Origin of the sequence: Tenacibaculum aestuariivivum, from assembly GCF_964507685.1 — a bacterium.
Classification (GTDB): Bacteria; Bacteroidota; Bacteroidia; order Flavobacteriales; family Flavobacteriaceae; genus Polaribacter; species Polaribacter aestuariivivum.
Window position 1 is genome coordinate 302,565 of record NZ_OZ208414.1, and the last position, 23,746, is coordinate 326,310.

At 28.4% G+C, this 23,746-nt stretch carries 17 protein-coding genes; 10 read left to right on the top strand and 7 right to left on the bottom strand.

Features of this window, described 5'->3' with window-relative positions; all coding sequences use genetic code 11:
- The first annotated feature begins 102 nt into the window (after nt 1-102).
- A complete protein-coding gene (locus ACN5J4_RS01220) occupies nt 103-1,902 on the top strand; it encodes a DEAD/DEAH box helicase (protein ID WP_418650348.1) in 1,800 nt (599 codons plus the stop codon).
- 128 nt (nt 1,903-2,030) lie between these two features.
- On the opposite strand, the gene ACN5J4_RS01225 is transcribed toward ACN5J4_RS01220, so the two are convergent.
- The 4 genes from ACN5J4_RS01225 to ACN5J4_RS01240 form a co-directional block, all read right to left on the bottom strand.
- Nucleotides 2,031-2,870, bottom strand: a complete 840-nt coding sequence (locus ACN5J4_RS01225; protein ID WP_418650349.1) for a prohibitin family protein — start codon at nt 2,868-2,870, stop codon at nt 2,031-2,033.
- Between the two features lie 38 nt (nt 2,871-2,908).
- Nucleotides 2,909-4,885 carry a heavy metal translocating P-type ATPase gene (locus ACN5J4_RS01230; RefSeq protein WP_418650350.1) on the bottom strand — a complete coding sequence of 659 codons (1,977 nt, stop codon included), beginning with the start codon at nt 4,883-4,885 and terminating at the stop codon, nt 2,909-2,911.
- A 109-nt stretch (nt 4,886-4,994) separates the two neighbouring features.
- A complete protein-coding gene (locus ACN5J4_RS01235) occupies nt 4,995-6,884 on the bottom strand; it encodes a VWA domain-containing protein (RefSeq protein WP_418650351.1) in 1,890 nt (629 codons plus the stop codon).
- Between the two features lie 192 nt (nt 6,885-7,076).
- On the bottom strand, nt 7,077-7,484 hold the full coding sequence (locus ACN5J4_RS01240) for a group III truncated hemoglobin (RefSeq protein WP_418650352.1): 408 nt from the start codon (nt 7,482-7,484) through the stop codon (nt 7,077-7,079).
- 211 nt (nt 7,485-7,695) lie between these two features.
- Between ACN5J4_RS01240 and purB the strand changes: the two genes are divergently transcribed.
- The 6 genes from purB to ACN5J4_RS01270 all read left to right on the top strand — a co-directional run bounded on the left by purB (nt 7,696) and on the right by ACN5J4_RS01270 (nt 13,676).
- The gene (purB, locus tag ACN5J4_RS01245) at nt 7,696-9,039 is read left to right on the top strand and encodes an adenylosuccinate lyase (RefSeq protein WP_418650353.1); all 1,344 of its coding nucleotides are present in this window, start codon (nt 7,696-7,698) and stop codon (nt 9,037-9,039) included.
- Nucleotides 9,039-9,455, top strand: a complete 417-nt coding sequence (locus ACN5J4_RS01250; RefSeq protein ID WP_418650354.1) for a hypothetical protein — start codon at nt 9,039-9,041, stop codon at nt 9,453-9,455. Before purB ends, ACN5J4_RS01250 begins: the two co-directional genes overlap by 1 nt.
- A 1-nt stretch (nt 9,456) precedes the next feature.
- The gene (locus tag ACN5J4_RS01255; RefSeq protein ID WP_418650355.1) at nt 9,457-10,236 is read left to right on the top strand and encodes a TerC family protein; all 780 of its coding nucleotides are present in this window, start codon (nt 9,457-9,459) and stop codon (nt 10,234-10,236) included.
- Nucleotides 10,237-10,321: 85 nt separating this feature from the next.
- Entirely contained in the window at nt 10,322-10,642 is a 321-nt protein-coding gene (locus tag ACN5J4_RS01260) for a hypothetical protein (protein WP_418650356.1), read from the top strand.
- Nucleotides 10,643-10,684: 42 nt separating this feature from the next.
- Nucleotides 10,685-13,093, top strand: a complete 2,409-nt coding sequence (locus tag ACN5J4_RS01265; RefSeq protein WP_418650357.1) for a TonB-dependent receptor — start codon at nt 10,685-10,687, stop codon at nt 13,091-13,093.
- A 4-nt stretch (nt 13,094-13,097) separates the two neighbouring features.
- Nucleotides 13,098-13,676 (top strand): type 1 periplasmic binding fold superfamily protein, encoded by a 579-nt coding sequence (locus ACN5J4_RS01270; RefSeq protein ID WP_418650358.1) that lies wholly within the window; start codon nt 13,098-13,100, stop codon nt 13,674-13,676.
- A gap of 66 nt (nt 13,677-13,742) precedes the next feature.
- On the opposite strand, the gene msrA is transcribed toward ACN5J4_RS01270, so the two are convergent.
- Nucleotides 13,743-14,393: a peptide-methionine (S)-S-oxide reductase MsrA gene (msrA, locus tag ACN5J4_RS01275; protein WP_418650359.1), complete on the bottom strand. Its 651-nt coding sequence runs from the start codon at nt 14,391-14,393 to the stop codon at nt 13,743-13,745.
- A 140-nt stretch (nt 14,394-14,533) separates the two neighbouring features.
- On the opposite strand from msrA, the gene dnaX reads away from it, so the two are divergent.
- Complete coding sequence (gene dnaX, locus ACN5J4_RS01280; protein ID WP_418650360.1) at nt 14,534-16,246, top strand: DNA polymerase III subunit gamma/tau; 1,713 nt, start codon at nt 14,534-14,536, stop codon at nt 16,244-16,246.
- Here dnaX and ACN5J4_RS01285 read toward each other — a convergent pair.
- Nucleotides 16,235-18,058 carry a cation:proton antiporter gene (locus tag ACN5J4_RS01285; protein WP_418650361.1) on the bottom strand — a complete coding sequence of 608 codons (1,824 nt, stop codon included), beginning with the start codon at nt 18,056-18,058 and terminating at the stop codon, nt 16,235-16,237. The genes dnaX and ACN5J4_RS01285 overlap by 12 nt on opposite strands.
- Nucleotides 18,059-18,135: 77 nt before the next feature.
- On the opposite strand from ACN5J4_RS01285, the gene ACN5J4_RS01290 reads away from it, so the two are divergent.
- Together ACN5J4_RS01290 and ACN5J4_RS01295 are read left to right on the top strand one after the other, a co-directional pair.
- Complete coding sequence (locus ACN5J4_RS01290) at nt 18,136-18,963, top strand: universal stress protein (RefSeq protein ID WP_418650362.1); 828 nt, start codon at nt 18,136-18,138, stop codon at nt 18,961-18,963.
- Nucleotides 18,964-21,186 (top strand): SulP family inorganic anion transporter, encoded by a 2,223-nt coding sequence (locus ACN5J4_RS01295; protein WP_418650363.1) that lies wholly within the window; start codon nt 18,964-18,966, stop codon nt 21,184-21,186.
- Between the two features lie 187 nt (nt 21,187-21,373).
- Here the strand turns inward: ACN5J4_RS01295 and pbpC are convergent, their stop codons facing one another.
- Complete coding sequence (pbpC, locus tag ACN5J4_RS01300) at nt 21,374-23,722, bottom strand: penicillin-binding protein 1C (RefSeq protein WP_418650364.1); 2,349 nt, start codon at nt 23,720-23,722, stop codon at nt 21,374-21,376.
- Nucleotides 23,723-23,746: the final 24 nt, after the last annotated feature.

Here is a 23,746-nt window from a genome sequence, read left to right on the forward strand (position 1 = left end):
TATTAACTACCAGATTATTAGCCATATAATCTATTGTCCTTAATTAAAAATCAGATTTACAGATACTGGCGTCTGTGAATCTAAAAGAACACAGACGTATATATGTCAACATTTTTAGATTTAGGCTTAAAAGAGCCTATAAACAAAGCTTTAACAGATTTAGGTTATGAAAAACCAACTGTAATTCAAGAAAAAGCTATTCCACAAATTATTTCATCTACTGCCGATTTAAAAGCATTTGCACAAACAGGTACCGGTAAAACAGCTGCATTTAGTTTGCCTATTATAGAGCAAATTAATTCAGCAGATAAAAACACACAAGCAATTATTTTATCTCCTACTCGTGAACTTGCTGTTCAAATAGGTAATAATATTAAAGATTTTGCTAAATATATACCAGATTTAAAAGTTGTTACGGTATATGGAGGTTCTAACATTGAAGAACAAATTAGAGGTTTAAAAAGAGGTGCTCAAATTGTTGTAGGTACTCCAGGAAGAACTGTCGATTTAATAAACCGTAGAGCTTTAAAATTAGGAAACGTACAATGGTTGGTATTAGATGAAGCTGATGAAATGCTTAATATGGGGTTCAAAGACGAACTTGATAAAGTATTAGATGCGACTCCTGAAACTAAACAAACTTTATTGTTTTCAGCAACCTTTCCTAGAGAGGTTGAGGCTATTGCTAGAAACTATATGACAAATCCTGTTGAAATAACATCAGGAGAAAAAAATCAAGGTTCTGATAATGTAACTCATGAATACTATTTAGTAACAGAAAGAACACGTTATCAAGCTTTAAAAAGAATTGCAGATGTTAATACTGATATTTATGCAATTATTTTTTGTAGAACAAGACGTGAAACGCAAGAAGTTGCCAATAACCTAATAAAAGACGGTTATAGTGCTGATGCTTTACACGGTGACTTATCTCAGCAACAAAGAGATAGTGTTATGGGTAAATTTCGTAAAAAAACAATCCAAATTTTAGTTGCTACTGATGTTGCTGCTCGTGGTTTAGATGTTACGGAATTAACACATGTTATTAATCATAAATTACCAGACCAAATTGAAAACTACAATCACCGTAGTGGTAGAACTGGTAGAGCCGGTAATAAAGGAATTTCTGTTGTATTAGTAAACAACAAAGAAAAAGGTAGATTACGTTCTATAGAGCGTATTATCAAAAAGAAATTTGAGGTAAAAAAAGTACCTACTGGTAAAGAAATATGTCAAAATCAATTAATGCATTTAATTGAAAAAGTGCAAAACATTGAGGTTAATAATGAACAAATTGAAGAATTTTTACCTAGTATCTATGAAAAATTAGAAGGCTTAACAAGAGAAGAATTAATACAAAAATTCGTTTCTTTAGAATTCAACACTTTCTTAACATATTATAATAAATCAGCAGATTTAAATGATTTATCTTCTAAAGATAACTCTAGAGCTAGATCTACTGATGAAAACATGACACGTTTCTTTATTAACTTAGGTAGAAAAGATAAATTAAATCCAGCTACATTAATAGGGTTAATTAATGATCAAAAAATTGCTGATAAAATTGAAATTGGAGCAATTGATATTTTAGATACTTTTTCTTTCTTTGAAATAGATAAAAACTATGAAAAAGAAACATTAGATGCTTTTAGTGCAAATGATCCTGATTTTAATGGAAGGTCTGTAAATATTGAAATAACTAAATCTAATCGCGGTGGCGGTGGCGGAAGAAAGCCTCGTAGTGGTAGTGGATTCGGAGCAAAACGAAGAAGCGGAGGAAATGATAGAGGACCTAGGGATTCTAGTAGAAGTGATTCTAGAAGACGTAGTAGTTCACCAAGAAGAAATAGTGGAGATGGAAATGCTTCTGCCGGGTTTGGTAGAAGACGTAGAAAAGATTAATTATTAAAATTTTGTATAAAAAAAGCCTAAACAACATATTGTTTAGGCTTTTTTTATACAAAATTTGCTTTTTTATCATAAAAAACAGCTTCAAAATAAGCTATTTTAAATAATTTACTATTATTTTTTTATTGATTACCTAAAATAATTGGCATGCCACTTTTGCCTGCTCCAATTAATACAACCTTACTATTTTGTGATTGCGATAACTTTAAAGTAGCCTCAATACCTTTATCTTGTAAAATTTTGTCAGTTAAAGAAGCACTTAAAATTTTATTAGCATCAGCTTTACCTTTTGCTTCTATAATTTGCTTTTCAGCTTCTTTTTGAGCAGTAACTAATCTAAATTCATATTCCAAAGATTCTTGCTCTTGTTTTAATTTACGCTCAATTGCCATTTTAATTGTTGATGGTAAAGTAACATCTCTAACCAATACTTCATTTAATTGAATATATTGTTGATCTAAAATTTTTTTAGTTTCTGAAAAAATTTCAACTTGTATTACATCTCTTTTACTTGAGTATAATTGTTCAGGTGTATAACGCCCTACTACACTACGAGCTGCTGAACGAATTACTGGCTGAATAACTCTGGAAATATAGTTTTCTCCTTTTTCTTTGTGTAAAGATCCTATTTTTTCAGCTTGTGGTTGAAACCAAACAGAAGCTTCTAATTGAATTTCTAACCCATTTGATGATAGAACTTGCATTTTTTCATATATTTCTTGCTGACGTACTTCATAAATAAAAACTTTATTCCAAGGAGCAACTATTTGAAATCCTTCACCCATTGGTGGCTCATCTGTTACCACACCACCTCCAAACGTTCTATATAAAACACCTGCTTGACCAGATTTTATGGTTACTGTTGATTTTACAAAAACTATAATTATAATTACTGCCACTATACCTATAAGAAATCCACCTTTTGGCAATTGAAAATCTAATTGTCTACTATTGTTATTCATTTTTATAACTTTAAATTTATAATGTATCAAATGTACAATTAATCTTCCTTAAATTGTAATAAACGTAAGGCGTTTAAAACAACTACTAAAGTCGACCCTTCATGAATTAATACTGCATATCCTATTGATGTTAAACCAAATAATGTTATTGGAATTAATAATGCTACAACCCCTAAACTAATCCATATATTTTGCTTAATAATAATTTTTGATTTTCTACTTAAAGCTATTACAAATGGTAACTTATCTATTCGATCTGACATTAATGCTACATCAGCAGTTTCTAAAGCAACATCACTACCCGCCGCTGCCATAGCAATACCAACAGTACTGCTAGCCATTGCTGGAGCATCATTAACACCATCACCAACCATGGCCACCTTATTATTTTGAGTTTTTAATTTTTGAATTTCAATAACTTTATCTTCAGGAAGTAGATTACCTTTAGCCCCTGTTAAACCTATTTGTAAAGCTATAGAATTGGCTACATTTTGATGATCTCCAGTAAGCATTATCATTTTCTTTATCCCTAATTTTTTTAAACGTGTTAAAGTTTCTTTAGCATTTACTCTAGGTAGATCCATTACACTTAACAATCCTATTACTTGTTGCTTATAAGCTACTAACATAGCTGTATGTCCATTTAATAATAAATTATTCATTACCAAATCTATATTATCAGAAATAATAATACTTTGATCAATCATTAGTTTAGAATTTCCAATAAAAACAGTATCGTTTTTATAAGTTGCACTAATCCCTTTTCCTTGGATAGCTTTAATATTTGAAGCATAATTTTTACTTACAACCCCATATTGTGTTCCAATATCTTTAGCTATTGCTTTTGCTAATGGATGATTACTTAATCCTTCAACCTCTAATGTTAATTCTAAAAACTTGGTTTTGTCAAAATTATTAAATGCTATTGCATTAGTAAGTTTAGGTTTTCCTTCTGTTAAAGTACCTGTTTTATCAAAAGCAATAGTAGTTAAACTTCCTAAATCTTCTAAAGCTCTTCCTCCTTTTATCAACACACCACTTTTTGCAGCACGAGCAACACCACTTAGTACAGCGCTTGGTGTTGAAATTGCTAATGCACAAGGACTAGCTGCTATTAATACAGTAATTGCTCTATAAAAACTCTGCTCAAAAGTTTCATTAATAACCAAATAAGCAAAACATAAAGTTATTACTAAAACAATTACTATTGGTACAAACCATTTTTCAAATTTTTTAGTAACTAATTGTGTAGGAGATTTTTTGGTTTCAACTTCACTAACCATTTTTACTAAACGAGAAATAGTACTATCTTTACTTAGTTTTAAAACCTGAACTTCTAAAACACTATCGCCATTAATTGTTCCTGTATATACTACATTTTCTATAGGAATTTGGTTAAACTCTTTATACTTTTTTATATTTTGTATAGAAGTTATTGCTGTTTTATCTACAGGCATACTTTCACCTGTTATAGATGCTTGATTAATACTGCTACATCCTTTAATAATAATACCATCTGCTGCAATTTTGGTATTTGGTTTAATAACAATTATATCATTTAATTTTAATTCATCAATCGATACTTCAATAAGCTTATTATTTTGTTTTACTAATGCCTTTTTAGGTGATAATTTACCTAGAGCCTCTATTGACTTTCTTGCTTTATTCATTGCAAAATGTTCTAAAGCATGCCCTAAACTAAACAAAAATAAAAGTAATGCACCTTCACCCCATTTATTTATACAAGCAGCTCCTGCTGCTGCTGCTAGCATTAAAAAATCTATTTCAAATTCTCCTTTTTTTATTTTTTCAAAAGCTTCAATTACAGTAAACCAGCCTCCAGAAATAATAGAAATAATAAAACATAATAAAACATAATTATTAGGTAAGGTGGTTAGCTTATCTAAAATTAACCCTAAAAAAAAGAAGGTACCACTTAAAATAGCAAAATATAATTCTATTTTTTCACCTAATATTCCACTATGTTTATGTTCTACTGTTTTTTTTACTGTCATTTTTCAATTTAAATGTATTTATTATTGTTTTTCTTAATTTTCATAAAATAAAAAAACAATTCAAAGATAAGTTTTAAAAACAAGGAAATGCATTTGTTATAACACCTTATTATATTTTACCATAGTATTTTCTAATAAACCATTCTATAGAAAATAATAGAATAATAATACTTAAAATCCATCTCCAATCAATTAAATTTTTATTTTTATTTATAGATTTTTGAACTGTGTAATATGATTTATCTTCAGATAATTGTGTTAATAATTCTTCTATTTTATTAGGATATATTAATGCTCCCTTTGTTTTTAAAGCTAAAGTTTTTAATTTTTTATAATTGGCACTTGTAAACTGTTCTTCTATTTGATAATCGGTTATTTTAAACTTTCCGTAACTTTTTGTTTTTTGATTAACTACCGAAACTTGATACGAATAATTGCCTGGTAAAAGACCGTCTACAGCTACTTGATACGAATTATTGACTAATGAAAAAGGAATTGTTTTTTGTACTTTTGTTGTAGTGTTGGTTACCATTATTTCTAACGAGGCTCTAGCATCAAACTTATAATTTTTATCTACATAAAATGCCGATATATTTATAGGATCATTTGCTGGGTATAAACGTGCACTTTTTACATCTAATCTTTTTCTTTTTTTATTAGAGGCTAAATATTGAACTAAATTTGCTAAAAATAAATCAAAAGTTTCAAATGATTGTTCTTTTAAAAAACTTGCTGATCGCCATTTCCAAATGCCCTCACCAAATAAAACAGCATATTTTTTATTATTGTTTTCAATGGTAGCTAACAAAGGCTCGGTAGTTTTAACACCTGCATACTTTTGATACAATAGCACTTGTGCATTATTTGTTAATGTTACATCACCAAACAAATCATCCAATGGAGGAAATTTATTAAAGCCAATATTAGGTTGTAAAAAAGGTGAAAAATTAGCATTGTAAATAGCACTATATGCTTCTGACTGATTTATAACGTGTTTTTTAAAACCTAAATTTTGTGTATTTAAAAAACTCCAAGATGTTTTAGTTCCTGATACAATTAAGTAATTAGACATTACTTTTTCAAAAACTTTTTTAAAAGAATTATTTGGTTGATAAAAAACAAAAAATTGATAATCGTTATAATTAATATTTTTACTATTAATTAATGCAATATCAACTTTTCGTTGTTTATTACTTTCTATAGATTTTTTTATAGCTCCTAAATCAGGATGTAAAACAGCACTTAGTATTAATACTTTTGTTTGTTCATCAATAACTTCAACTGAAAAATTTTTGTAATTATTTTTAGTGTTTTTTTCGTTATTAATTTTACTAATAGCTGTTTTATAATATTGAACTCCTTTTTTATCCGAAGTTAAATTAGTTACTACAGTTTGTGTTCGTTTTAATGGAGAAAATTCTAGTTTTTTAGAAAACACTTTTTTATTATTATTAGTTATAGAAAAAGTGGCACTTACTTTTTCTTTTCCTTCATAATAAAGTAAAGCTTCTACCGGAAATTTATTTTTAATATAACTGTATTTATTAACGTTTAATTGCGTTATCTGTAAATCTTTATATAAAGTTGTATCACCAACTACAACTGGAAATATTTTATTTTTTGAAGTTAAGTATTCATAATCACTTCCTGTTGTTTGATTTCCATCTGTTATTACAATTGTTGCGTTTAAACGTTCATTTTGCAACTCATTTACTGAGTTTATTGCTTGCGTAATATTGGTTGATGTATCTAAAAATAATAAGCTATCTAAAACAGAGGTAGTATTTCCAAAAGATAAAAATTCAACATCAAACTTGTTGGCTATTTTTTTAGATTCCTTTATCTCTTTTATAATATTAAATACTTTTACTTCTTCTTTAAAATGTTTTATTGATAATGAATTATCTACCAAAACACTTAAAACAGGTTTAATATTTTCTATTTCAATTGTTTTTATTTTTGGATTGACAAACAAAATCAACAATAAAAATAAACTCAACGTTTTTAAAATGAAAAGTAGCTTGTTTATTCTAGATTTTTTTTTTGTTTTATAAAAATATTGAAAAAAAGCGATTGCAGCACTTAATAAAATAGCTAAAACAATATATATGATAGTTAATTTTTCCACTAAAAATATTTTAATTTGTGAAGATAAAAAAAGCTATCAATAAAAATTGATTAGAGTATATAATTATAAGTTGTTTTTTTTAGGTTTTGCTTCAAACATTTTAAAAAATAGCATAGAAGCTATGTTTCTAGCTCTTTCTTTAGCTTCATTAGCTTTGGCTCCATAAAAATTAGCATCCAAAGTTTCAAACCATAATTGCAACCATCTACCAAAATGTTCTTGAGAAATACTGTGATTAAAATCTTTATCGACATCTTTATGAACTTTCATCGGATTTCCTTTAAATTTTCGAACGAAAAAAAGATTTGATTCCCAAAAATCGGTTAATTTTTGCAAGTGACTTTCCCAAGTATCCGCAGGAATTCTTTTTAAAAAAATAGGACCTATAAAATCATCCGCTTTAATTTTATCATAAAAAGTTGATACTAATAAATAAACATCTTCTCTATTTTCAATTTCTTTCTTATCCATTTTATTTATCTAATAAGATACAAAAGTATCTTTTTATGAGTTAGTAAATTATGACTAAAATCATAAATTACAGCAAATACTGATAAAAAAGGAATGTTTAAATTCGTTAAATTTGATAAAACGTAAAGGTTTCCTTTAAATTTCCTAGTATTAATCAGTCATAAAAGAATAGGATTTTCTATTTTTGCGGGGTACAACACAACTACAAAAGATGAACTTAACACAATTGAACGCAATCTCTCCTATTGATGGAAGATACCGTAATAAAATAGCCAATTTAGCAAACTATTTTTCTGAAGAAGCTTTAATTAAATACAGAGTAAAAGTTGAAATAGAGTATTTTATTGCTTTATGTGAAATTCCTTTACCTCAATTAGCTGATTTCAACAAAGAATTATATCCTAATTTACGTAAAATTTATGAGGATTTTTCTACTGAAAATGCTCAGAAAATTAAAGATATTGAAGCAATTACAAATCATGATGTAAAAGCTGTTGAATATTTTATCAAAGAAGAATTTGATAAATTAGAATTACAAAAATATAAAGAATTTATTCACTTCGGATTAACTTCTCAAGACATTAATAATACTGCAATTCCATTATCTATTAAAGATGCTATGGATGAAGTTTATTATCCTGCTTTAGATGGTTTAGTTTCTAAATTAGCCGATTTAGCTGAAGAATGGGATCATATTCCAATGTTAGCACGTACGCACGGACAACCAGCTTCTCCTACTCGTTTAGGAAAAGAGTTTTTTGTTTTTGTAGAGCGTATTAATAATCAAGCAATACACATACAACACACGCCTCACGCTGCTAAATTTGGTGGAGCAACAGGTAACTTTAACGCACATAAAGTAGCGTATAAAGATATCGACTGGAAAAACTTCGGAACTCATTTTGTTGAAGATATTTTAGGTTTACACCACTCTTTCCCAACAACTCAAATAGAGCATTATGACCATATGGCTGCTTTATACGATGGTTTAAAACGTGTAAATAATATTTTAATTGATTTAGATAGAGATGTTTGGACCTACGTTTCAAACGACTATTTCAAACAAAAAATTAAAGCAGGTGAAGTTGGCTCATCAGCAATGCCACATAAGGTAAATCCTATCGATTTTGAAAATTCTGAAGGAAACTTAGGTTTAGCAAACGCTATTTTTGAGCATTTATCAGCTAAATTACCAATATCAAGATTACAACGTGATTTAACAGATAGTACTGTTTTACGTAATGTAGGTGTTCCTTTTGGACATACTTTAATTGCTTTTTCATCTACTTTAAAAGGATTGAACAAGTTATTATTAAATGAATCGAAATTTGCCGAAGATTTAGAAAATAACTGGGCAGTTGTAGCAGAAGCTATTCAAACAATATTACGTCGAGAAGCATATCCTAATCCTTACGAAGCTTTAAAAGGATTGACACGTACGAACGAAAAAATCAATCAAAAATCAATTGCTAATTTCATTGATACTTTAGAGGTTTCATCTGAAATTAAAGAAGAATTAAAGGCAATTACACCAGCTAATTATACAGGAATTTAATGAAATATTCACTTATTTTTTTAGTCGTTTTTTTAGTTTTATCATGTAACTCTGAAAAAAAAGGAGATCCTACTCGTTTCAAATATGGTACTTTTGAAATACCTGGTAGTGATAATTATGGAAAAACAACTATTGTAAGAACAGATAGTTTACAAATTGAAAAATACACTAAAAAAATAAGTGTTTCTTCTAACGGTTTAATTACTGAAAAGGAAGAAGAACATATTGATACACTTTCTATTATTTGGAAAAACAGTTTTGCATATTCATTACGAATGAAAAACCCAAAAACCGATTTAGATAAAGATCCTATATTTGTGCAAATTACTAAAGTAACGGATAGTTCTTATAGTTTTACTGCACGAATTGGATACTCAAAATTTAAACAAAATGGAACCGTATATAAAGTAAAATAAAATGATGGAAATTTTTTTACAAGCAGACACTTGGGGAGCTTTAGTTACATTAACATTTTTAGAAATTGTTTTAGGTATTGATAATATTATATTTATATCTATAGCAGCTAATAAGCTTCCTGAAAAATTACAAAAAAAAGCCACTAATATTGGTTTAGTATTAGCTATGTTTTTACGTATTGCCTTACTTTTTGGTATTTCTTTATTAATTGCAATGAATGCCCCATTTTTTCACATAGATTTATCATGGTTTAAAGCAGGTTTTACAGGGCAAGCATTAATTTTATTTATAGGAGGTCTTTTTTTACTATATAAAAGTACCAAAGAAATACACCATAAGGTTGAAGGCTTTAGTGAAGATGAAAATGATGGTAAACCTCAAAAAGGATATACTTTAGGTCAAGCAATTATTCAAATAACTTTAATCAATATTGTTTTTTCTTTTGATTCTATTTTAACTGCTGTTGGTATGACTAATGGTGTTGAAGGTGCTATGATTATTATGATTGCTTCAGTAGTTTTATCAATGATTATTATGATGTTATTTGCTAATCCTGTTGGTAAATTTGTTAATAAACATCCAACTATTCAAATGTTAGGTTTATCGTTTTTAATATTAATTGGGTTTATGTTAATTGCTGAAGGTGCTCACTTATCACATGCAAAATTATTTGGAGAAGAAATAGGTACCGTACCTAAAGGGTATTTATACTTTGCTATTACATTTTCTTTAATAGTAGAAATGTTAAACATGAAAATGCGGGGTAGTTCAAAAAAATAAGTACTATTACTCTAAATATAAAAAAATAAGCCCAGTTAAAATTTTAACTAGGCTTATTTTTTTATATATTTGCAAGCATTTAATTATGTTCACTTTAAAAAAACATATAGCCCTTTTATTATTACTATTGTTGCTAGCACCAACATTAGTAAAGGCTTCACACGATTTTTTTGGTGATCATGAGCATATTACCTGTACTTCTAAAACAGAACAACATTTACATGAATTAGAAGGTAACTGTGATGATTTTCACCTACAATTAGAAAAAAATTATTTTAATTTAGAAAGTAATTATCAACTATTTACTATAAAATACTTTGTAAAAAAAGCTGTTAAAAAGTCTAAGCAATTTAATTCAATATTTTCTTCACATAAATCATCACGGGCACCGCCTAGTTTGTTATAATTACGTAAATCTTTTTATTCAATTATTATAACTAAAATTAAAATGAACTTTAAATATATTGTTCTAATTTTATTGTTATTGAGTTTTTCTTTGTTAACAGTAGCGCAAAATTGTGTGTATACATTATCTGGCTTAGTGGATGACTTCCATGATAAATCACCAATAGTTGGTGCAACAGTTTTTATAAAAAATCAAAATAAGTATACAACTACCGATGTTGATGGTAAGTTCACTATTAATAACCTATGCAAAGGTACTATTACTGTTGAAGTGTCTCACTTAGCTTGTGAGCCCAAAGTTTTAACTTTTAACATCAATAAAAGTCTTTATCAAATAATTGATTTAGAACATCATTTAGAAGAATTAAATGAAGTAAGTATAAAGGTTAAAACAGGTTTGAAAACTAAAAGCTCACAAGAAAACTTAATAACTACTCAAACTTTAGAAAAATTCAGTGCTGGTAGTTTAGGTGATGCTATAAAAGATATCGCAGGTGTATCTTCTATTAACACAGGAAATACAATTATTAAACCAGTTATAAACGGTTTACATAGTAGTAGAGTGCTTATTTCTTTTAATAATGTTCGTTTGCACGATCAGGAATGGGGTATAGAACACGCTCCTAATATTGATATAAATGCAGCCGAAACAGTTTCAGTAATAAAAGGAGCAAATGCATTACAATATGGTGGAGATGCTATAGGAGGTGTTGTTATTGTTAATCCTGCAAAAGTTATCATTAATAAAGATACTTTATATGGTAAAACAATTCTTTCTCAGCAATCAAATGGAAGACTTTTTAACCTTAGTACTAGTATGCAAAAAAATTATGCAAAAGGCTGGTATTTTAATGGTCAAGCTTCTTACAAAAGATCAGGTGATTTTAAAGCTCCTGATTATTATTTGTCAAATACAGGAATAGATGCGAAAGCATTTACTTTTGCTACAGGTTACAAAAAGTTTAATAAAGGTTTTGAACTTTTTTATAGTCATTTAACAAATAAAATAGGAATTTTAAGTGCTTCTCATGTAGGTAATGCATCTGATTTAAAAAATGCTATAAATAGTAATACTCCATTAATAATTAAAGATTTTAGTTATTCAATAAATAATCCTAAGCAAAAAGTAACACATCAACTTTTTAAAAGTAGTTTTTATAAACGCTTTAAAGGTTTAGGTAAATTATCATTACAATATGATTTTCAGAGAAACAACAGGTTAGAGTTTGATATACGAAGAGGTGACAAAAAAAACTTACAAGCTACTGATTTATTATTAACAACTCATTCTTTTAGAGCAGATATGAAATTAGATGCTAAATCTTTAAGAACCTATAAATTTGGCGTTTCTGGTAATTATCAAAATAATTATACTGACCCTATAACCAAAGTAAAAAGAATAATACCTGATTACAATAAGTATAGTTTAAGTACGTATGGAATTGGTAATTTTAAATTTAATGATGTATTAGTATCTGCAGCTATTAGGTATGATTTCGATCGTATTAATGCTAAAAAGTTTTACTATAAGTCTGATTGGAATAATGCTGGTTATCAAAATAGTTTTAACCATGTTATAATTGATGATAACGTACAAGGTTCTCAATTATTAGCTAATCCTATTTTTACATACCATAACATTTCAACGTCTTTAGGTATTTCTTATAACATTAATAAAAAAAGTGCTTTAATTGCTAATTACGGATTAGCAAACAGAGCACCTAATGCTTCAGAATTATTTAGTGATGGTTTACATCATTCTGCAGCTAGAATTGAATTAGGAGATTTACGTATTCAACCAGAAACGTCAAACAGATTTTCTGCTACTTATAAGTTTAACCATAAAAAAGTTAACTTTTCTCTTGAAGGTTTTTTCAATCATATAAAAGACTTTATTTATATAGAGCCTTCTGGAACAAGGCAAACACTACGTGGTACTTTTGTTACTTGGAGTTATAAACAAGTTAATGCCCAGTTATTTGGGATTGACACAAATGTTGATTACCAATTTAATAATAATATAAGTATTAGTAATAAATCATCGTTTCTTAGAGGAAAAGACACAAGCAACAAACGTGACCTTGTTGACATTCCTCCTTTTAAAACGGTAACGCAATTAACTTTTAACAAAGCTATGTGGCATGGTTTTTATGCTACAGTTGAAAGCGAATTTAATGCTAAACAAAACAACTTACCTAATAATAATTTTGAAGTTTACATACCTCAAACAAATACTAATGAACTTGTTGATATTAGCACACCACCTAATGCTTACCACTTATTAAATTTTTCATCAGGTATAAAGTTTAATTTATCGGAAACTAATGTAGATTTAACTTTTTCGGTAGATAATATACTAAATACCTCATATAGAAATTATTTAAACAAACTACGCTACTTTAGCGACGATTTAGGAAGAAACTTTAACATTCAAATTAAAATTAATTATTAAAATTATGAAATTTATCAAATTATTTTCAATCTTAAGTATTTTCACATTAGCTTTAACTTCTTGTTCAGATGATGATCATCCAGAACAAATACATGAAGAAGAAGTTATTACAACAATGAACGTTGTTTTAACAGAGGATGGAACAAATAACACTGTTACTCTTAAAAGTGTTGATTTAGATGGTGATTTAGGAGATGCACCTGTAATAACTGGTGGTACTTTAAAAGCAAATACTACTTATAATGGTGTTATTACTTTATTAAATGAATCTGAAGATATTACTGAAGAGGTTGCTGAAGAAGCTGATGAACACCAATTTTTTTACAGTGCAACAGATCTTTCTAGTACATTTACTTATGCAGGTGATAATGATTCAGAAGGAAATCCAGTAGGAATTAAATTTACAATTCAAACAAGTGAAGCTGGTGAAGGAACTTATGTAATTACTTTAAAGCATGAGCCAAATAAATCTGGAGCAGGTGTTAAAGAAGGAGATATTACTAACGCTGGTGGAGATACAGATATAGAAGTTGTTTTTCCTATTACAGTTGAAGCATCAATAATTAAAGTGATTAAAATTTAATAATTTTAATTTAAAACTCCTCAATAAATTGAGGAGTTTTTTTATGTTCTTTTGAAAAACTAATGTTTACCTTTTTTTTAGTAATTCAGGAAATTTTCGTTTAAATTTATTTAACCTCGGAATAGAAACATTTTTTACATACCCGTTTTCAGGATGTAAACGTTCGTAATTTTGATGATATGCTTCGGCAGGATAAAATTTAGTAAATTTTATAACTTCTGTTACTATTTTGCCTTTATAAACTTCTTTATTTAATTTTTTGATAGTCCTTTCTATTACTTCTTTTTCTTTGGATGTATTATAAAAAGCTATCGATCGATACTGTGAACCATAATCAGGATGCTGTCCATTTTTTGTTGTTGGATTATGAGATCCGTAATACACATCAACCAATGTTTGAAAACTTACTTTTTTAGCATCATAATATACCGCAACTGTTTCTGAATGACCGGTACTTCCTGTTCCTATTTTTTGATAAGTCGGTTTTTTTGTGTGTCCACCTGCGTAACCAGAAACAGCCTCCTCTACTCCTATTATACTTTCAAAAATAGCTTCTACACACCAAAAACAACCACTTGCAAAATAAGCCACCTTTATATTGTTTGATGAATTTAAAAATGAGTTGTTTTTTTTATCACAATCCTTATCAATAAAACTTAAAGAAAGAATAATCGAAAAAAACATTGATATTAAAGCTATTAGTTTTACAGTTTTCATGAATTTCCATTTTATAAAAACTTAGTCGTTTAATAAAACGAAATTTTACAATTGTTTACAACTTTAATGTTTCCTTTAGAAAATAGTTTGTGTGTTGTAAAGAGGTTTTATATTTTTGTTAGTATAAACAGTACAAATTAATGGAACATTTTATAGTATCAGCACGTAAATATCGTCCTCAAGTTTTTGAAGATGTAGTTGGGCAACAAGCCATAACAAATACGTTAGAAAATGCTATAAAAAACAACCACTTAGCGCAAGCTTTATTATTTACAGGTCCTCGTGGTGTTGGTAAAACATCTTGTGCACGTATATTGGCTAAACGAATTAACCAGGAAGATGCAGCTGTTAATGCTAATGAAGATTTTGCTTTTAATATTTTTGAATTAGATGCAGCATCAAACAACTCTGTTGATGATATAAGAAGTTTAACGGATCAAGTACGTATCCCTCCACAAACAGGAAAATATAAGGTTTACATTATTGATGAAGTTCATATGCTTTCGCAAGCTGCTTTTAATGCTTTTTTAAAAACATTAGAAGAGCCACCTGCACATGCTATTTTTATATTAGCTACCACAGAAAAACATAAAATTATACCTACTATATTATCTCGATGTCAAATATTTGACTTTAAGCGTATTGGGGTTCTAGATGCTAAGGAGTATTTAAAAGTAATATGTGCCAAAGAAAATATTACTGCTGATGATGATGCATTGCATGTAATTGCTCAAAAAGCAGATGGTGCCATGCGTGATGCTTTATCTATTTTTGATAGAGTTGTAAGTTTTTCAGGTAGTAATCTTACTCGTGAAGCAGTTACACAAAACTTGAATGTTTTAGATTATGATGTATACTTTAACATTACTGACTTATTGATAGAAAATAAGATTCCGCAAATTTTAATGGCTTTTAACACTGTTTTAGCTAAAGGATTTGAAGGGCATCATTTTATAAACGGATTAGCTTCGCATTTTAGAGATTTATTGGTAGCCAAAGATGCTGCTACAATTACTTTACTTGAAGTTGGCGATAATACTAAAAAGAAATATTTTGAGCAATCAAAAAAAGCAGATATGCAGTTTTTACTTACTGCTATTGATAAAGCTAATGATTGCGATTTAAAATATCGTGGAAGTAAAAATCAACGATTGCTGGTAGAATTAACCTTAATGCAAATAGCCTCTATCAATTTTGATGGAGCAAAAAAAAAATCTAGCAACTACATAATTCCTGCTACTTTTTTCACCTCTTTATCTCCATCTGTAAGCAAAAAAAAAATAAATATTGCTAGTAACACTCCTGAAAATATAATAGCAAAAAAAGCTACAGTAAAAGCACCAATAGTTATTCCTCCTGCTATATCAAAAAAGCCTTTATTAAAAAATATTAAACGCCGTACTTCAGCTTTATCATTAAAAAGTATTCATCAGAAAACAACTATTAAAAGTATGTCTGATGATGATGAAAATTTTGAAAACCACCCAAGAACACCTTTTACTCATGAAGAACTAAAAGAAGTTTGGAAAAGGTACTATTTTAAATTACAAGAATTAGGTGAACGTAGTATTGCTGCTATTTTAGCTTCTAGTCAACCTTTATTAGATAAAACAAATACTATTATATTTTCGCTTCCTAATGACCTGATGAAATCGCAACTAGAACGAGGAAAACCTAAACTTATTAGATTTTTACGAGAAGAGCTAAACAATTACGGAATTCAGATTGATGTTATTGTTAATGAAACCGTAGAGAAAAAATTTGCTTACACTCCTCAAGAAAAATACAAGAAACTAAAGGAAATAAATCCTTTAATAGAAAAATTAAAAAATACTTTTGGCTTAGATTTTTAATTGTTTACCAACATAAACTAACTGCCAATCTTCAATTACAGTTACATTTTTTTCAAACTCAGCTATTAATAAAATTTTATTACTCTTGTTTTTTACAAAAATGGGGATTGATTTTAACTCTGTATATATCTCGTTTATCTTCTTTTTATATTCCTCTATAGAGTTTATTGGTGTTTCATGAATTTCTGGAAATTCTCTTACTGATTCCATTAAATTTAAATAATCATCTTGAATGGTAAATAATTGATCTTTATTTTCATATTCTTTAGTAATAACTTCTTGCGAGCTAGCTAAACGATATGCACCTTGTTCTCCAAAAACAGATGAAAAATTTGATATTGCATGTTTATTTATAGAATCGCTACCTGTTAAAGCTAACAAATATCCTACATCATTTAATTCAATATTATTTGTTAATTCATCATCATAAACATTAGCTTCAAAAGATTCTAAACCTTCTTTTTGAGCCTTTTCAACATTATCTTTATTAGAATCTATAATAACTACTCTTCTATTATTTTTCTTTAAATACAACGCTATAAGTCGTGCTAAATCAGAAGCTCCAATAATCATAATAGCATTTGATCGTTTTAAAAACACCCCTACTCCTTTAGCAAATAATCGTGCTGTGGTTGCGTTTAATAAAACAGTTCCTAAAACAACCATAAAAACAAGTGGTGTTATGTATTCAGCACCTTCAACACCTTGTTTAAGTAACTTACTACCAAATAATGAAGCAATACCAGCAGCAACAATACCCCTAGGTCCTACCCAGCTTATAAAAAGTTTCTCATTAATTTTTAAATTTGAGTTATATGTACTAATAAAAACGGCTAAAGGCCTAATAATAAATACAATTAATGCAAAGAGAATTAAAGTATCCCATCTATATAACAACATTAACTCTTTAATATCCATATTTGCTGCTAACAGTATAAATAGTATTGAAATTAATAAAACACTTAGCGATTCTTTAAAGTAAAGAATTTCTTTTAAGTTTTTTAATTTACTATTTCCTAAAACCATTCCCATTACTACAACAGCTAATAAACCTGATTCATGAGCAAATAGTTCAGATTCTACAAAAACTAAAAGAACGGTAGATAAAGAAACTACATTTAATAAATAATGAGGTACCCATTTTTTGTTTATTATAAATATTAAAGCATGCGCAAATGTAAAACCAAAAGTAGACCCGAATAAAATAATTTTTAAAAACTCTAACAAGGCTGTTTGTGTAAATCCAGCGCCACCACCAACACTAATAAACTCAAAAACAAGTACAGCTACTAACGCACCAATAGGATCTATTAAAATACCTTCCCATTTTAACACGGCTGATACATCTTTTTTTAGTGGAATATTCCTTAAAATAGGCGTAATTACAGTAGGGCCTGTCACTATTATTAATCCTGAAAATAAAAATGATAACTCCCAACTTAAATTAAATGTGTAATGTGCTATTATACCTGCTCCAAAAAAAGTAATACTAGAACCTAGAGTTATTAATTTAGTAATTACGGGCCCTATATTTTTAATTTCATCTCTTCTTAAGGTTAACCCACCTTCAAAAAGAATAATACTTATAGATAATGAAACAAAATAATACAATCCTTGACCAGGAAAAAGTCCTTTTTCACCATTCCATATTGGTTCTATCCATTTAGCACCATCTGCACTTAAAAACTCTGCTGCAATTGGCCCTACCAATAACCCAATTAAAATTAAAGGCAAAATTGCAGGAATCTTAAATTTCCAAGCAAACCATTGTGCTAAAATTCCAAGTATAATAATCCCGGCTAATTCAATCATATAAATTCTTTTATGTAAAAGTAATTTTTTTTTTAACAATAAGAAAATTATATCTTCGAACGTTTAAATATTATACTTTGATCAAAAACATACTTATTGGAATTGCTTTTTCTCCTAATTTAAAAGCAAACTTATTTGAAGCTATTAGGCTGTCAAATATGTTTAATGCTCAATTAATTGGGGTTCATGTTGGAAAAAAATCCGAAGAAAAAGAAAAACAATTACAACAATTATTAACTAAAACTCCAAAATTAAAACATCCTTTAAAAGTAATTTGGCAAGAAGGTAAACCTGTTGATGTTATTTTACAAATAGTAATACTTCAAAATGTTGATTTATTAATACTTGGTGCACTTCAAAAAGAAAAAATATACAAATATTACGTAGGTTCTATTGCCAGAAAACTTACTCGTAAAGCTCCTTGCTCTGTATTATTACTTATAAAACCTTCTACTGAAAGGGTTAATTGTAAACATATTGTAATTAGTGGTTTACAAAATGAAAAAACTGAGGCTACTATTAAAGCAGGTTTTAACTTTTCTAAAATATTAGGCTGTAAAAGAGTTACTATTGTAGAGGAAGTTGGGCAAACAGAATTAAATGTAAAGGTTAATGATGATGTGTCGTTAAGAAAATCTACTTTAATTAAGCAACGCATGCAAAAACGTGAAGATGCACGTGTTAATAAAATGCTACAAAATATAAATACAAATGATATTATAATAAAAACACAAAGTATTTTTGGTCGTAGAGGTTACTCTATTGGACATTATGCAAAAGTAAAAAGAGCCGATTTATTAGTAATAAGCGCTCCTAAAAAAACAAAAATCTTAGATAGAATATTTCCTCATGATATCGAATATATTTTATCAGAATTACCAACCGATGTTTTAATTGTTAAGTAAATGGGAAAAAGAAAACGTTTTAAAACATTTTTAAGTGAAATTCCACAAAATATTTTTGCTGGTTTTGTAGTATCATTAATAGCACTTCCTTTAGGTTTTGGGTTAGCTTTAGCCTCAGGAGCTCCACCAATTTCTGGTGTTATTGCTGCAATAGTAGGTGGTACTGTAGTTGCAATTTTAGGAGGTTCTAATGTAACTATTACAGGACCAGGTAACGGATTAGTTGTGGTTGTACTTGCTGCAATAACTACTTTGGGGGCCGGTGATATGCATCAAGGATATTTGTATACATTAGCTGCCGTTGTTATTTCTGGTATTATAATGGTTATTCTTGGTTTTCTTAGAATGGGAGCTTTGGGTGACTACTTTCCTTCTTCAGCTATTCAAGGAATGCTTGCTGCTATTGGTATTGGTATTTTTGCTAAACAAATACATGTAATGTTAGGTAATTTACATGCTAAAGGAAGTATTATAGACTTGCTTTTACAAGCGCCTAATGGAATTGTAAATTTTATACAAACGGATAATACAAGTATTTTTTATGCTGGTTTAATAGGTGTTATTAGTTTATTAATAATGATTTTTTATAGTAAAATACGTAATAAATATTTTCAATTAATTCCTGCTCCTATGTGGATTGTTGTTTTAAGTATTGGTATGCATTATTACTATGATTTATTTTCGCTTTCGACCTACCCTATTGATAAAAGTTTATTGATTGAATTACCTGATAATGTTTTGTCTAGTTTTGCTTTTCCTGATTTTGGAAAGGTTTATGAATTTGAGTTTATAAACGCCGTAATAGCTATTACTTTAATTGCTAGTATAGAGAGCTTGTTAAGCATTAAAGCTGTAGATAAGTTAGATACCTTAAAACGACGTTCTAATGTTAATAAAGATATTCGTGCTTTAGGATTAGCTACCGTAATTAGTGGTTTTTTAGGTGGTTTAAATGTAGTTACAGTAATTGCTCGTAGCTCTGTAAATGTTAATAACAAAGGTAGTAACAAGTCTGCAAATTTTTTTCATGCTACTTTTTTAGTTGTTTTTATTTTACTTTTTGCTACTGAATTACGCAAAATACCATTACCTGCATTAGCCGCAATTTTAGTATATACAGGTTATAAATTAGCATCTCCTGAAAATATTATAAAAGTATTTAAAATTGGTAAAGAACAGTTAATTATATTTTTAGTAACTCTTTTTACAACTATTACTACAAATTTAATTACGGGAATTTTAGCAGGAATTATTATAACCTTTATTATTCATGTTATCATCAAAAAAAATAGTATGTTTTTTGTTCGTAATTTATTAAAACCAAATGTTTTAATGTTTAAAGAGGATGATAAATACTATGTTTCTGTTAAAAATTTTTCTAGTTTTTTAAATTTCACAAAATTAAAAGAAAAATTAGATCAGATTCCTGAAAATGAAGAAGCTATTATTGATTTTTCTTTGTGTGATTTTATAGATCATTCAGTAATGGAAAACCTTAATAATTACGCCGAAACTTTTAAACGTAAAGGAGGATATTTTGAAGTTATTGGCTTAGATGGATATAAAACTAGAAGTGAACATCCGTTTGCATTGCGTAAAAACACTCCCCTTTTGGTTGTTGAAGTATTTGAAAAAGATAAGATATTAAATTCACGAAAAAATTTAACTAAAAGACAAAAATCGTTACAAAATATTTCTAACGATTTAAAATGGACCTACAGTGCTTTACCTAAAGAAGATATTACCGAAATTCCTGATTTTGGATATTTTAAAACACGTCAAATAAGTAAAGTATCTAATATATTATCAAACGAAAATTGTACGTTGTTTGATGTAGAGTTTTCTGAAGGTGAACTAATTGCTAAACAAATAATTAAAGTAACCATGATGTATATTGATATTGATAAATATACGCCTGAGTTTACGTTGGATAAAGAGGGTATATTTGAATATATTTATCACTTTGCTGGTTTTAAAGATATTGATATTGAAAATCATCCTGATTTTTCTAAACGTTTTTATCTTTCTGGAAAAAAGCCTTCTGAAATTAAAAAACTATTTACAGATGAACTTGTTTTATTTTTTGAAAGTAACAAGTATTATCATATTGAAGGTAATAATAAAGGTTTATTAGTTATTGGTAGAGAACGATTAGCAGGTGTTAAAGAGATTAAAACATTGGCTGATTTTGGTATTCGACTGAAAAAAACTATTTGTAATTAATAGTTATACTATTTACTTTTTAAGTTTTTTTATTTTAAAGTGATAGTAAAATTAAAAAGTTCACTAAAAATAAATAGAAATAATTAGCCCCGATTGAAGCAATTGTTTGAGCTCTTTTTTATTTTTCTTAAAAAAAGCGAGTGCGAAAAGCGGGAAATAGCTTCAAGTAATTATTATGAATATGTGATTATAAAATTTTTATAAATCGGTTTATTTCATTTCCTAAATTATCTATTACCATAATTTTATAATTTCCTTTTTGGGGCGTTATTGCTTGCTCATGATATTGAGTTGTATTTCCTATAAAAACATTATTTAAATACCAATATAAAGTAGCATTAGCATTGGTATGTGTTACTTTTAAAATAATTGGGTTTAATTGATTATTTACTCCTTTTGTTAAGGATATTTTAGAACGATGTTTTGTAGGAAACACAAAAGCCATAGTATTATTTTGTGACTTATAGCAATCGCTTCTGTAACTAGGAAGCATACTATAATTAGCATTTTTTTGTTGATAGTAATGCGCCATTAAAGGTGGTAAAACAAACCATGTTTTAGTTTTTATATTGGTTATAGATTCACAATTAGATGTTACTTGAAAACTCTCTGAAGCATCAACAGTTATTTGTTTGTGATACGGGCATGGTTTTGCTCTTACTCCATTTTTAGGAATTCTTTTTATAACCGACTTACAAATTGGTAATGCTAAATAGCCACTTTTTTCACAAATAACTTCTTCTATTAATGCTTCAAAAGGTTCTAAAAACCAAGGTGATTTTGGTAATATATTAAAAACATTAAATAACAAAGGAGCTGCACTTCCTACACCTGTTAAATCAGTACGTCCTTCTCCGTCAGAATTACCTATCCATACACCAACTACATATTTTGGAGTTACCCCTATAGCCCAGGCATCTTTATTTCCAAAACTTGTACCTGTTTTCCAACCTATTTTTTGAGAGGAATCAAAATATTTCCAAGCTTGATCAGTGTAAGGTCTGTTAACCTCGGTTAATGTGTTTAATGTGGTGAATGCTACACCTGCATCAATATGTGTGTAATTTTTTTTAATATTTCCGAAATTTATTTTTTCAGATTTTAAATAACTAGGTTCTATAAATTCATTTGAATAATAATTGTGGTTTGTGGTTTCAAAATGATTTACAATACCCGCATAGCTTGCAAATGTTTTACATAAGTTCCATAAACTTGCTTCTGCACCTCCTAAAATTAATGACAATCCGTAATAATCTGCCGATTTATTAATATTGTAAATATTATAAGCTTTTAAATCTTCATTAAATTTTTCTACTCCGTACGTTTGCAACATCCGAACTGCAGGAATGTTTAAAGAACGTGTTAATGCTTCATTAGCAGGCACTGCTCCATCAAAATTTAAATCGAAATTTTTTGGTGTATAACCAGCTATTTCAGTAGGAACATCTGCTACTAATTGTGTGGGTAATATAGCGCCCGACTGTAACATTTGTGCATATAAAAAAGGTTTTAAAGTACTTCCTGTACTTCGTGCAGAAATAACATTATTTACATCTTTTTGATGTGCTTTATTAGTTGGCGAGTTTCCTACATAACTTAATACTTTTCTGCTTTCAACATCTAGTACTAGTACTGCCATGTTATAAACTTCGTTTTGTTTTTGGCGTAAATAGTGTTGTTTTACTAAATTGTTTACTTGCTTTTGTATGTGAATATCTATTGAACTTTGTATGTGCTTTCCTTTTTTTTGTTTAGCTATTTCTTGTACAAAATGAGGTGCTATATTTGGTAATACGTATGGTTTTTGTGGCAAACTTTCTTCTAAAGCTAATTGATACGTTACTTTATCAATAATTTTTTGTTGATATAATTTTTTGAGTAATCTATTTCTTTTAACTTTTAACTTTTGTTGATTTTTTCCAGGGTAAATTAAAGAGGGTGCGTTTGGTAATACTGCTAAAGTTGCTGTTTGTGCCCAAGAAAGCTGATAGGGTTTTAACCCGAAATAACGCCAAGAAGCCATTTCTAACCCTACCACATTACCACCAAAAGGTGCGTGTGAAGCATATAATTTTAAAATATTTTTTTTTGAATACCTAAACTCTAACCGAGTTGCTAAAACGAGTTCTTTTATTTTCTCGATATAAGACCTACGTTTGTTTTTTCTTGATAACCGAATTACTTGTTGTGTAAGGGTGCTTCCACCACGCACTACTCTTTTTGCTTTAATATTTTTTGTAAAAGCTTTTATTATTGAAATGGGGTTAAAGCCAAAGTGTTTATAAAAATAAGCATCTTCAAATTGTAATATACAGGCTTCATATTTTTTAGGAACAGAGTCTAGTTCAGGAAATCGCCATTGCCCATCTTTTGCAATAACAGCTCCTAATAATTCATTGTTTTTTGCGGTTACTACTGTTGATGTTGGTGTTAAAAATAATTGTTTAGGCAAAAATGAATAGTAAATAATGATTAATATACTAGTAATAATTATTTTTAATTTGTACTGTTTTAAGAAGTTAAAAACTCTTTTCATGTAAGTTAAATCTATTTCAAAAGT